At 70.9% G+C, this 11,833-nt stretch carries 13 protein-coding genes; 4 read left to right on the forward strand and 9 right to left on the reverse strand.

Going from position 1 to position 11,833, the window contains the following annotated elements; all coding sequences use genetic code 11:
• Positions 1-266: 266 nt before the first annotated feature.
• Positions 267-545, reverse strand: a complete 279-nt coding sequence (locus ASD33_RS06750; RefSeq protein ID WP_056554871.1) for a glutaredoxin family protein — start codon at positions 543-545, stop codon at positions 267-269.
• A 92-nt stretch (positions 546-637) separates the two neighbouring features.
• Here ASD33_RS06750 and ASD33_RS06755 point away from each other — a divergent pair, with 92 nt between their 5' ends.
• The 3 genes from ASD33_RS06755 to ASD33_RS06765 all read left to right on the forward strand — a co-directional run bounded on the left by ASD33_RS06755 (position 638) and on the right by ASD33_RS06765 (position 4,343).
• A complete protein-coding gene (locus ASD33_RS06755) occupies positions 638-1,597 on the forward strand; it encodes an HAD-IB family hydrolase (protein ID WP_056554874.1) in 960 nt (319 codons plus the stop codon).
• Between the two features lie 420 nt (positions 1,598-2,017).
• On the forward strand, positions 2,018-2,809 hold the full coding sequence (locus tag ASD33_RS06760; protein ID WP_056554876.1) for an ECF subfamily RNA polymerase sigma factor, BldN family: 792 nt from the start codon (positions 2,018-2,020) through the stop codon (positions 2,807-2,809).
• Positions 2,810-3,107: 298 nt separating this feature from the next.
• On the forward strand, positions 3,108-4,343 hold the full coding sequence (locus tag ASD33_RS06765; protein WP_056554879.1) for a DUF5667 domain-containing protein: 1,236 nt from the start codon (positions 3,108-3,110) through the stop codon (positions 4,341-4,343).
• An 82-nt stretch (positions 4,344-4,425) separates the two neighbouring features.
• Here the strand turns inward: ASD33_RS06765 and ASD33_RS06770 are convergent, their stop codons facing one another.
• From ASD33_RS06770 to ASD33_RS06785, 5 genes are all read right to left on the reverse strand, one after another.
• A complete protein-coding gene (locus tag ASD33_RS06770; RefSeq protein ID WP_056554882.1) occupies positions 4,426-5,514 on the reverse strand; it encodes a lysophospholipid acyltransferase family protein in 1,089 nt (362 codons plus the stop codon).
• A gap of 15 nt (positions 5,515-5,529) precedes the next feature.
• On the reverse strand, positions 5,530-6,642 hold the full coding sequence (locus tag ASD33_RS06775) for an NAD-dependent epimerase/dehydratase family protein (RefSeq protein WP_056554886.1): 1,113 nt from the start codon (positions 6,640-6,642) through the stop codon (positions 5,530-5,532).
• A 136-nt stretch (positions 6,643-6,778) separates the two neighbouring features.
• On the reverse strand, positions 6,779-6,877 hold the full coding sequence (locus ASD33_RS33915) for an AURKAIP1/COX24 domain-containing protein (RefSeq protein WP_003948845.1): 99 nt from the start codon (positions 6,875-6,877) through the stop codon (positions 6,779-6,781).
• A 164-nt stretch (positions 6,878-7,041) separates the two neighbouring features.
• Complete coding sequence (locus tag ASD33_RS06780; RefSeq protein ID WP_015034391.1) at positions 7,042-7,251, reverse strand: helix-turn-helix domain-containing protein; 210 nt, start codon at positions 7,249-7,251, stop codon at positions 7,042-7,044.
• 127 nt (positions 7,252-7,378) lie between these two features.
• Positions 7,379-8,194 carry a phosphatase gene (locus ASD33_RS06785; protein ID WP_056554887.1) on the reverse strand — a complete coding sequence of 272 codons (816 nt, stop codon included), beginning with the start codon at positions 8,192-8,194 and terminating at the stop codon, positions 7,379-7,381.
• Between the two features lie 152 nt (positions 8,195-8,346).
• On the opposite strand from ASD33_RS06785, the gene ASD33_RS06790 reads away from it, so the two are divergent.
• Positions 8,347-8,631 (forward strand): hypothetical protein, encoded by a 285-nt coding sequence (locus tag ASD33_RS06790; RefSeq protein ID WP_157870002.1) that lies wholly within the window; start codon positions 8,347-8,349, stop codon positions 8,629-8,631.
• A gap of 21 nt (positions 8,632-8,652) precedes the next feature.
• Here the strand turns inward: ASD33_RS06790 and ASD33_RS06795 are convergent, their stop codons facing one another.
• Genes ASD33_RS06795 through ASD33_RS06805 form a run of 3 tightly spaced genes read right to left on the reverse strand, consistent with a single transcriptional unit; the run spans position 8,653 to position 11,693 of the window.
• Complete coding sequence (locus ASD33_RS06795; RefSeq protein WP_056555009.1) at positions 8,653-9,828, reverse strand: acetoin utilization protein AcuC; 1,176 nt, start codon at positions 9,826-9,828, stop codon at positions 8,653-8,655.
• Complete coding sequence (locus ASD33_RS06800; RefSeq protein WP_056554893.1) at positions 9,797-11,002, reverse strand: MFS transporter; 1,206 nt, start codon at positions 11,000-11,002, stop codon at positions 9,797-9,799. Before ASD33_RS06800 ends, ASD33_RS06795 begins: the two co-directional genes overlap by 32 nt.
• A gap of 43 nt (positions 11,003-11,045) precedes the next feature.
• Positions 11,046-11,693, reverse strand: coding sequence for an HAD family hydrolase (locus tag ASD33_RS06805; RefSeq protein WP_056554896.1), 648 nt, complete (start codon positions 11,691-11,693; stop codon positions 11,046-11,048).
• Positions 11,694-11,833: the final 140 nt, after the last annotated feature.

Raw genomic sequence — 11,833 nt, forward strand, 5'->3', positions numbered from 1 at the left:
CCTGCGGGATGAGCGGGGCTGCAGGCGGCCGTATGTCCCAAGACCGCCCCGTCGAATGCAGGCTATGTCTTTGTGAACGCGTGCACAAAGATGGTGTCCGTTTTGTCCGGCCAAAGTGACCGGGGTCACGCGGCCGGTTCGCATCGTCGTGGAACCGCGGAGCCCGTCAGCGCGTTGAGAACCCGAAGGGGGCAAAACCGCACACTCTCCTCACGATGCCGCCCCCGAAGCCCAACAAAACGTCCATGATGGTAACCGTCTTTCGGTCACGCACCCAGTTCGCGCCGCAGCCGCCCCGCGTCCACGCGCCAGAACGTGTGCTGCTCGCCGTCGACCAGGACGACGGGAATCTGTTCCCAGTAGGCCCGGTGGAGCTCCTCGTCCTGGGTGATGTCCCTCTCCTCCCAGCGCGCCCCGGTCTCCGCGCAGACGGCCTCGACCACCGCGCGGGCGTCGTCACAGAGATGGCATCCCGGCTTGCCGATCAGCGTCACGGTCCGCGACCCGGCGTCCTTCTTCTTCGTACGTCCGAACATGACGCCCATTCTGTCCCGATTAACAGGGGAGCCCCACAGTGTTCACGCCCTGGCATCGTCACAAGTCGGGAAGTACCGAACAGACTGGCTATGCTCACGACATGGCCGCTCTGGGATGGCTCACCCCCCGTAGGCGCTCCGCCACCGCGCGCAGCGTCCTCGCAGGCGAGGCCGCTGCCGAGGCAGCGCGCAAGTCCTCGCTCCAGCTGGAACGCGAGCGGGAGGAGGCCGCGGCCACCGGGACCACCGAGGCCGAGGCGCCCGCGGAGCCCGAGTTCCCGGTCGTCGGTGACGTACGGGCGGCCGCCTTCTTCGATCTCGACAACACCGTGATGCAGGGCGCCGCGATCTTCCACTTCGGCCGCGGCCTGTACAAGCGGAAGTTCTTCCAGCGCCGTGAACTCGCCCGCTTCGCCTGGCAGCAGGCCTGGTTCCGGCTGGCCGGCGTCGAGGACCCCGAGCACATGCAGGACGCCCGCGACAGCGCGCTGTCCATCGTGAAGGGCCACCGCGTCTCCGAGCTGATGTCGATCGGCGAGGAGATCTACGACGAGTACATGGCCGACCGCATCTGGCCCGGCACCCGCGGCCTGGCGCAGGCGCACCTGGACGCGGGCCAGAAGGTCTGGCTGGTGACGGCCGCCCCGGTCGAGACGGCCACGATCATCGCCCGGCGGCTCGGCCTGACCGGCGCGCTCGGCACGGTCGCCGAATCGGTCGACGGCGTCTATACGGGCAGGCTGGTCGGCGAACCCCTGCACGGACCGGCCAAGGCCGAGGCGGTACGGGCCCTGGCCGCCGCCGAGGGCCTCGACCTCGGCCGCTGCGCCGCGTACAGCGACTCGCACAACGACATCCCGATGCTGTCGCTCGTCGGGCACCCGTACGCGATCAACCCGGACACCAAGCTGCGCAAGCACGCGAAGGACCGGGACTGGCGGCTGCGCGACTACCGGACCGGCCGCAAGGCCGCGAAGGTCGGCATCCCCGCCGCCGCGGGTCTCGGCGCCCTCGCGGGCGGCACGGCCGCCGCGGTGGCCCTGCACCGCCGCCGCCACTGACGCTCCCCGGCACGGCACCGATCTGCCGATACGTTTCGGCTGCGATCATCTGCGACAACCCCGGACCAGGCGCCCTCACCCGTCCGTGGTCGAACAGCACCGCACAGGTCGACCTCCAGGCAATCCGGACTCCTTACCCCGCAGCGGCCCCGATCACTCGCCCGCCCCGCACTTGAGCACAACGCATCGCGCGCGCAGTCACACTCGAAAGCAAACCGATCAACATCTGGTCACGAACTGCGACCAGATCCGACTGCAAGCAGTAACGGAACAGACGTAACCGGTGATTTGAGCAACTGGGTGTAGCGCTGCCTGTACGAAGCGTTATTCTCCTCAGACGCACAAAGGACCCCTCACGTCGCCACGACGAGTGAACGGTCCCGCACTGCACGTGATGGAAGCTCTGCCTCTGGGAGTCCCGTGTACCCACACGTCGGGGTTGACACCTCGGGCCTGGCTACGCTGCGCGCAACGGTCCTCGACCACTTGCGCGGCTTCGTCCCCACCGCGTACGCCGGCCCTGTCCCCGCCTTCGCCTTCGCCGCACCGGCACCCGCCGGCCCTTGCTATGCCCTGGCCGACGGCGGGGCCGCCGTGGGCAGACGGGGTGCCCGCTCCGGCTCCGGAACCTCGACCACCGCCCGACGCCCCACCGCCGACAGCGACAGCGCCCGGATGATGGACCTGGTCGAGCGCGCCCAGGCGGGCGAGGCCGAAGCCTTCGGCCGCCTCTACGACCAGTACAGCGACACGGTCTACCGCTACATCTACTACCGCGTCGGCGGGAAGGCGACGGCGGAGGACCTCACCAGCGAGACCTTCCTGCGCGCCCTGCGCCGGATCTCCACCTTCACCTGGCAGGGCCGCGACTTCGGCGCCTGGCTCGTCACCATCGCCAGGAACCTGGTCGCCGACCACTTCAAGTCCAGCCGCTTCCGCCTGGAAGTCACCACCGGCGAGATGCTCGACGCCAACGAGGTCGAGCGCAGCCCGGAGGACTCCGTCCTGGAGTCCCTCTCCAACGCCGCCCTCCTCGACGCGGTCCGCCGCCTCAACCCCCAGCAGCAGGAGTGCGTGACCCTGCGCTTCCTCCAGGGCCTCTCGGTCGCCGAGACCGCCCGCGTCATGGGGAAGAACGAGGGAGCGATCAAGACCCTCCAGTACCGGGCCGTACGCACCCTGGCCCGCCTCCTCCCGGACGACGCCCGCTGACCGGTACGCGCCCCCCACACGCGCCGCCGGACACCGGTCCGCACCCTCACCACCGCCCCTCCCCCCACGCCCCCACGACCCCCGCCCAACTCACAGTCGGTGACGCCTCGATGACGCACTGGTCGGATCATCTTTCGCGCGTAACCCAAGTGCCGCGCCGCTCGTTGTGCGGGATGCAGGCTCCCTGTGGACACGCCATGTCCGCGGCCACTCACTCTTTCGTGTGGATGCGCTCAAGGTGTGCAACCTTCCGGACACCCCGGGGAGTCGACCGTCATGACGAGAGGAGGTGCCGCCAGTGATCGCGAACGTATCGGCGCACCGGCGGGCGAACGCCTTCGCCCAGGCCCTGGAGGACCGGGAGGCCGAGGGCGCTGCGACCGAGCAGCCCGAGGCCCCGGCCGAACCTGCCGAGCAGGGACGGCTGTTGGCCTTGGCGAACGGTCTCGGCGAACTGCCGAAGCCACAGCTGGACCCCGAGGTCAAGGTGGTGCAGCGAGCCCAGCTCGTCGCCGCCATGGAAGCGATGCTCATGGAGGGGAGCGCGGCCGCAGGGCCCACGGTGCCGGAACAGCGGGCCGCGGGCGGCAAGGGAAGCCACCGGGCCTCCCCGCTGCGGAAACTGCGCCCCCGCTCCCGCTGGACCAAGGGCCTCGCCGCCGGTGGGCTCACGGTCGGTGTGGCCGCGGGCGCCTTCGGCGGAGTGGCCGCTGCCAGCTCCGACGCGCTTCCCGGTGACTCGCTCTACGGGCTCAAGCGAGGCATGGAGGACATCAAGCTGGGAATGGCGGACGACGACGCGGACCGCGGCGGCATCTACCTCGACCAGGCGTCCACCCGGCTCAGCGAGGCCCGTCGGCTCATGGAGCGGGGCCGCTCCGGCGACCTCGACCACGAGTCGCTCGCCGAGATCCGACGTGTCCTGGGCGGAATGAAGCACGACGCCAGCGAAGGCCACCGCCTGCTTCGCGCGGCGTACGACCGGGACGGCGAGATCGGCCCGATGGCCAGGCTCAACTCCTTCGCGCAGGCCCACCGGGACACCTGGAACGGTCTCCGCGACCGGCTCCCCGTCCAGCTGGCGGACGTCGGCAGCGAGGTGACGAACGTCTTCGACGCCATAGACGAAGAGGTCGAGCCGCTGCAGTCGGTCCTCCCCCGCACCCCCGAGAAGGGCGCTATCGGCTCCGAGAGCCCCGGCGCCGGGACCAGCACGCCGAGGGACCCCCAGGACACGGACACCCAGCGTCCGCCGTCCGCCCAGGAGACCCCTCCGGCAGGCAGCCACTCCGCACCGCCCCGCCCGTCCGGCCCCAGCACGGGCACCAGCCCGAGCACGGACAGCGGCACCGGTTCCCCGGAGGACGACGGACTGCTCGGCGGCAGCGCCGGCGGGCTGCTCAAGCCCTCCCCGTCCGGCGTGCCGACGGCACCCTCGGGCGAGCAGACGCCCGACGTACCGGACGTGACCCTTCCGCCACTCCTGCCGGGCCTGCTACCGGGCCTCGGCATCGACAGCGAGGACGCTCGCTAGCAAGGAGAAGGGGCGCCCCCACGGACGGGGGGCGCCCCTTCTTCCGTGCCCAGGCATGGAAGAGGCCGGAAGAAGGAAGCCGTCAGAAGAACACCGACCGCCGCTGCACCAGCAGCTTGTAGAGCGTGTGCTGGATCTGCTCCCGCACCTGATCCGTCAGGTTGAACATCAGCATCGGGTCCTCCGCCGCCTCCGGCGCGTAGGAGTCCGTCGGGATCGGCTCGCCGAACTGGATCGTCCACTTCGTCGGCAGCGGCACCGCCCCCAGCGGCCCCAGCCACGGGAAGGTCGGGGTCAGCGGGAAGTACGGGAAGCCGAGCACCCGCGCCAGGGTCTTGGCGTTCCCGATCATCGGGTAGATCTCCTCGGCCCCGACGATCGAGCAGGGCACGATCGGCACCCCGGCCCGCAGCGCCGTCGACACGAACCCGCCCCGGCCGAAGCGCTGGAGCTTGTACCGCTCCCCGAAGGGCTTCCCGATCCCCTTGAAGCCCTCCGGCATCACGCCGACGATCTCGCCCGCCCGCAGCAGCCGCTCGGCGTCCTCCGCGCAGGCCAGCGTGTGCCCGGCCTTGCGGGCCAGCTCGTTGACGACCGGCAGCACGAAGACCAGGTCCGCGGCGAGCAGCCGCAGATGCCGCCCGGCCGGATGCCGGTCGTGGACGGCGACCTGCATCATCAGCCCGTCCAGCGGCAGGGTCCCCGAGTGGTTGGCGACGATCAGCGCCCCGCCCTCGGCGGGGATGTTCTCGATGCCCTTCACCTCGACCCGGAAGTACTTCTCGTACAGCGGGCGGAGCATCGACATCAGGACCTGGTCGGTGAGTTCCTCGTCGTAGCCGAACTCGTCGACCTCGTACTCCCCGGTGATCCGCCGCCGCAGGAACGACAGCCCGCCGGCGAGCCGCCGCTCCCAGCTCCCTGCCCCCCGACTCCCTCCGGACGCATCGCTCCCGGCACCGGTCCCGCGCGACTCGCCCATCACACCCTCCTCACCCGCCTCCGGAGCGCCCTCGGCGGCGCGGACGTCCACCCGGCCCCCCTCGGGCTCCAGCGGCCCCTGAGGCCCCGGCAGGGCCCGTACGGCCGCCGCCTCGCCGTCGGCACGCGCGGGCCGCCGACGGGCCCGCGACCGGTCGTCGTCGAACGGAATGACCTTGGCGTCCGCCATCGCTGTCCGGTCTCCTCAGGCGCCGTCGTGAACAGGGTGAACAGAAGGTACGGGAGGTACGGAAGAGGCGGGCGGTACGGAGCCGCCCGGACCCGCGGCCGAGGACCCGAGCCGCCCCGCGATCCGGTCCACCGCCCCCGCGAGCATCTCCGGCGGCAGCAGCCCCGGCCCCCGCCCCCCTACGAAGTCGGCGAAGGTCTCCGCCGTCGTGAAGCGCGGCGAGAACCCGAGGACCTCACGCGTCTGGACCGTCGAGACGACCCTGCCGTGGGTGAGGAGCCGGATCTGCTCGGGCGCGAAGTCGGTGATCCCGATGGTGCGCAGCGCCGTCCCCACCCAGGTGACCGCGGGCAGCAGCACCGGGACCGTCGGCCGGCCGAGCCGCCGCGCGCACTGCGACAGCAGCAGCACCCCGTCCCCGGCCACGTTGAACGTGCCGCTGTTCTGGGTGGCCCTGCGGGGCTCGTGCGCCGCCAGGCGCAGCACGTCGACGACGTCGTCCTCGTGGACGAACTGGAGCCGCGGGTCGTAGCCGAGGACGGTCGGCAGCACCGGCAGCGCCAGGTACTCGGCCAGCGGGGAGTCGATCCGGGGCCCGAGGATGTTCGCGAACCGCAGCACGCACACGGCCACGTCCGGGCGCCGCCGGGCGAATCCCCGGACGTACCCCTCGACCTCGACGGCGTCCTTCGCGAAGCCCCCGCTGGGCAGCGACTTCGCCGGGGTCGTCTCGGTGAAGACGGCCGGGTCGCGGGGCGCGGAGCCGTAGACGCTGGTACTGGACTTGATCACGAGCCGGCTGATCCGCGGCGACTTCTGGCAGGCGCCGAGCAGCTGCATGGTGCCGATGACGTTGGTCTCCTTGACCGACGTACGGCCGCCTCCGCCGATCGCCGTACCCGTCACGTCCAGGTGGACCACCGTGTCGACGTCGTGGGTGGCGAGGATCTTGGCGATCTCGGGACGGCGGATGTCCGCCCTGACGAACTCGGCGGCGCCGAGCTGGTGCGCCGGGTCGACCGCGTCCACCGCGATCACCCGCTCCACATCCGGGTCCCGCTGGATCCGCCGTACGAAGCGACCCCCGAGGTGCCGGGCCGCACCGGTGACGAGCACGACCTTGCCCAAGATCAGCGCCTTCCGTCCGTCTTCCGTTGTCCGCCACCGTAGCGCCTCAAGATTTCCGCGCAATGAAACGTGGCCCTCCACCGCGAACGGTGAAGGGCCACGCCTGACGCACGAAACGCTGCGGTGCAGCGGTCGCTTACTTCTTGTTGCGACGCTGAACGCGCGTGCGCTTGAGCAGCTTGCGGTGCTTCTTCTTGGCCATCCGCTTACGCCGCTTCTTGATAACAGAGCCCACGACTACCCTCGCTCACTTCTCGGAACATCCCCGCCTCCCGGCGGGAATCGGTGCGGGGCGTCTGGGCCCACACGACCTACGTCGGCCTAGCCTACCGTCCCGAGCACCTCGCTTGTAATCCGAGGGACATACGGAGCTTTCCCGACGTTGTCGCCGCGCTCGCGCTACGCGGTCCCCACCCCCACGAAGGACTCCCGCAGGTACTCGTGAACCGCCTGTTCCGGCACCCGGAAGGACCTGCCCACCCGGATCGCCGGCAGATGACCGCTGTGCACCAAGCGGTACACGGTCATCTTGGACACGCGCATCACCGAGGCGACTTCCGCCACGGTCAGAAACTTGACCTCGTTGAGAGGTCGCTCGCCAGCAGCCATGACCCACCTGTACCTTCCGCCGCGACGCCCACCGGCTTCCCCTCCGGTGACTCTTCGTCGCCGAGCGCTCACGCTCCAGACTAGGGGCGGGTGGTACGAGTGGGGAAGAGGAGCTGCCATCGGCCGTTTACCGTGACAGACACGCTCGATTGAGTACATAGCGAGTCAACGGCCGGTAGTGGTCGGAGCGCACCCCGTCGTCCAGCGGAACGGCCACGGACACCTGCCCCTCCGCCTCCCCGACGAACAGTGCCGGATCGTCCGTATCGGCGAGCCCGATGGCCTCGATACCCAGCTGACCTGCCCCGCAGACCCAGCCGTGGTCCCCCACCACGAGTTCCGGCAGCGGCCCGCCGCACTCGGCCGCGCTCTCCAGCGCGGCTCTGACCGGCAGCGGCGAATGGGAGTGCGCCCCCGGCTCACGCCCTCCCCCCGACGGCCCCGGCTCTCGCACCAACGCGACCCCCCGTACGTAGTCGAGGAGGTGCGTGCGTACGCCGAACCGGGTCGTTATGTCGACACATCTCCCCTGCGCCGGTGTGAGGACAAGACATCCCGCCGCCGACAAGGCGTCTGCGAGAGCGACGTAGAAACCGAGCAGTCGATGCGGATGCCCCGTCCCGAGGAGCACCGGAACCCGTCGCGCCGCCGCCGCCCCCAGCCGCGCGGCGAAGGCGTCCAGCCCCCTCAGCGTCCGCTCGGGATCGATGACGTCGAGCCCCGACCGGTGCTCCGGGTCCCCCGACACCCCGCACTTGTCGGCCATCAGCCGCAGCAGATCCGCCTCGCCCCACCCCCACGCGGGATCGAGCCCCAGCAGCACCCGCGGATCGCGCGCCGCGAACAGCCGGTAGCTCCGCAGGTTCTCCTCCCGCGACGTCGCGACCGTTCCCGCCAACCCCGCCGCCAACAGATGCGCCCGCAGCGCCCCGGTACTCAACACCCGACCGATGCTGCCGGAACACCCGTTCCGAGGAGTCCAAACCTCCCGGACACCGCACAGTCGGCGTAACGCCCACCAGAACGTTCTAGACGCCGGTGAACGCCCGGTGCCGGAGCGTCGCATGTGCCACGATGACCGCCGGGGAGGCAGGAATGAGCCATGTGGTGATGGGGGTGCTCTTCGCGACCGCCCTGGCCCTGGCGGCGAGCGGGGCGACCGAACTCCTCACCGGATGGATCCACCCCTGGGAGCGGTCCCGCGTCCTCCGTCCCGGCCCGCACGGACTCGGCCTGCTCCTGTCGGGAAGCGGCCTGTGCTGCTTCTTCGGCGTCCTCGCCTTCACCCCGACGGGGACCGCCTTCCTCTCCCTCATGGCGGCGGCGGCCGGACTCTTCCTCACGGGAACGGCCCTGATCGCCGTGTCCCGGATTCCCTGAGGCCTCTCCAGCCCCCACTCCTCAGGCGAGCAGCCCCCGCAGCGGGAAAGCCGCCTTCCGGGTCGCGAGCACCGCCTGGTCCAGCCGGTCCGCCGGGTCGTACCCCGCCGTCCACTCCCGGAAGCCCACCGGCCACCGCCCGTCCGTCATCCGCGCCGGACCCAGCTGCCGCGTCCGCGCGTACACCTCGTCCCGCCAGGACGCCGGGATCACCGACTCCGGATCCACCGGAGCGTGCGCCGCGATCCCCACCAGATGCGTCCACGACCGCGGTACGACGTCCACCACCGCGTATCCGCCGCCGCCGAGCGCCAGCCAGCGCCCCTCCGCGTGCTCGTGCGCGAGCTCGTGACAGGCCTCCTGCACCGCCCGCTGCGCGTCGAGCGACACCGCCAGGTGCGCGAGCGGGTCCTCGAAGTGGGTGTCCGCCCCGTGCTGCGTGACGAGCACCTGCGGCCGGAAGTCCGCGAGCAGCTCGGGAACGACCGCGTGGAAGGCCCGCAGCCACCCCGCGTCGGCCGTCCCCGCCGGCAGCGCCACGTTCACGGCCCCACCCTCGCCCGCCCCGGCCGCGCCCGTCTCCTCCGGCCACCCGGTCTGCGGGAACAGCGTCCGCGGGTGCTCGTGCAGCGAGACGGTCAGCACCCGCGGGTCCTCCCAGAACGCCGCCTGCACCCCGTCGCCGTGGTGCACGTCCACGTCCACGTACGCCACCCGCTCGGCGCCCAGTTCGAGCAGCCGGGCGATGGCCAGCGAGGCGTCGTTGTAGATGCAGAATCCCGAGGCGGCCCCGGGCATCGCATGGTGCAGGCCACCCGCGAAGTTCACCGCGTGCTCGGCCTCTCCGCGCCAGATCGCCTCCGCGGCCCCCACCGACTGCCCGGCGATCAGCGCCGACACCTCGTGCATCCCGGCGAACGCCGGATCGTCGACCGTGCCGAGCCCGTACGCCTGGTCCGCGTGGCGCGGGTCGGCCGAGGCCGCCCGCACCGCCGCCACGTAGTCCTCACGGTGGACGAGCCGCAGCGTCGAGTCCCCCGCCGGCTTCGCCGCCACCACGTCGACCGCCCGGTCGAGCCCGTGGGCCCGGACCAGCGACATCGTCAGCGCGAGCCGTACCGGATCCATCGGGTGCTCGGGACCGAAGTCGTACCCCGTGACAGCTTCATCCCACATCAACAGTGCGCGGCTGCTCATGCCCGCCACCGTATCGGGCCTCCCGTGACCCGAACGACGTGGCGTACACCACCGTCACCAGGACGAGCACCATCGGCACCAGCATCGCCCACCGGTAGCTCCACGCGTCCCCGAGCGCGCCCACCAGGGGCGACCCGACGAGGAAGCCGACGTAGTTGAAGACGTTGAGCCGGGCCACCGCCGCGTCGCTCGCCCCGGGGAACAGCCGTCCCGCGGCCGCGAAGGTCTGCGGCACGATCACGCTCAGGCCCAGCCCGAGCACCGTGAAGCCGGCGATCCCCGCCCAGGCCCCCGGCGACACCGCCACCACGGCGAAGCCCAGCGCCGCGAGCACCGCACCGGCCCGCACGACCATCACGGCCCCGAGCCGCCGCACCCCGAAGTCGCCGACGGCCCGCCCGAGCAGCGTCGTCACCATGTACGCGTTGTACGGCACGGTCGCCAGCTCCTCCGAGCTGCCGAGCACGTCCTGGAGGTACTTGGCACTCCAGTTGGAGACGGTGGAGTCACCGATGTAGGCGAAGGTCATCACGAGGCACAGCGGCAGCAGCAGCTTGAAGACGACGCCGTTCCCCTTGCTGTCCCCCGCCGCCGGGGAGCCCTCGGGCCCGTCCCCGCCGGCCACGTACCACCGGCTCCCGACGAGCACGACGGGCAGCAGCACCGCCACCACCGGCAGGAAGGACTCGAACAGCGACTGGTGCCAGTGCGCCCCCACCCAGGCCAGCGAGGCCCCCGCGATCCCGCCGAGGCTGTACGAGGCGTGGAAGCCGAGCATGATGCTCCGGCCGTACGCCCGCTGGAGGCTCACCCCCAGCATGTTCATGGAGGCGTCGAGGGAGCCCACGGCCAGTCCGAAGAGCCCGAGGGCCAGGGCCGCGTGCCAGAGTTCGGAGCCCAGGCCCACGGAGAGCAGGGCCAGCAGCACGAACGGCTGGGCCCATCGCAGTACCACTGCGGGTCCCACCCTGGCGACGAGCTTCTCGGTCACCACACTGGCCACACCGGCCAGGATCGGCACGGCGGCCAGGAAGACGGGCAGCAGCCCGTCCGAGATCCCGTACTGGTCCTGGAGCGCCGGTATTCGGGTGACGAGCAGCGCGAACGTCACCCCCTGTACGAAGAAACTGACCGCCAGGGATCCCCGCCCACGCCGCAACCGCGCATCCGTCATGGCGGCAAAGCGTACGGCCGGAAACTACCGCTGGGTAGATGGATCACAGTCCCAATATCGCGGGCAGCTCGTCCATCGTCCCGAACCAGCCGTTCGCGCCGGTCAGCTTGGTCCGGGGGGTCATCGCGGTGAACCCGTACACGTCCATCCCGGCGGCCTGTGCGGCCTGCACGCCGAGCCGGCTGTCCTCGACGACCACACAGCGCTCGGGGGCCACTCCCATCTTGGCGGCCGCGTGGAGGAAGAGGTCCGGTGCCGGCTTGCCGCGCCCGACGTCCTCGGCGCTGAAGACGATGTCGTCCCGGAACCAGGCGTCGAGCCCGGTCTTCCGGTGCCCCACCCGGATCCGCTCGTGGCTCCCGGAGGAGGCCACGCAGTACGGGACCCCGGCCTCGGCGAGCTGCTTCACCACGTCCGGAGCCCCGGACACGGCCTCCAGCTGGTCACGGAAGGCGGCGAAGACGCGCCCGTGGAAGGTGTCGTCGAAGTCCGCCGGCAGCCGCTGCCCGCTCCGCTCCTCGACCAGGTCGTGGATCCGGTGCATCGCGGATCCCATGTAGTCCCGCACCGATTCCTCGTACGTGGTGGGGTGCCCGAGTTCCGTCAGATAGCCGGCCAGCAGTGTGTTGGAAATCGACTCGCTGTCCACGAGCACACCGTCGTTGTCGAAGATGACCAGGTCGTAGCGCATGGATCCAGCTTAGAACGCAAAAATGCCTCAACCCCCGGACGGAGTCCGGGGGTTGAGGCTAAAAATTGTTCGGCGGCGTCCTACTCTCCCACAGGGTCCCCCCTGCAGTACCATCGGCGCTGAAAGGCTTAGCTTCCGGG

The organism is Streptomyces sp. Root1304, from assembly GCF_001426405.1.
Classification (GTDB): Bacteria; Actinomycetota; Actinomycetes; order Streptomycetales; family Streptomycetaceae; genus Streptomyces.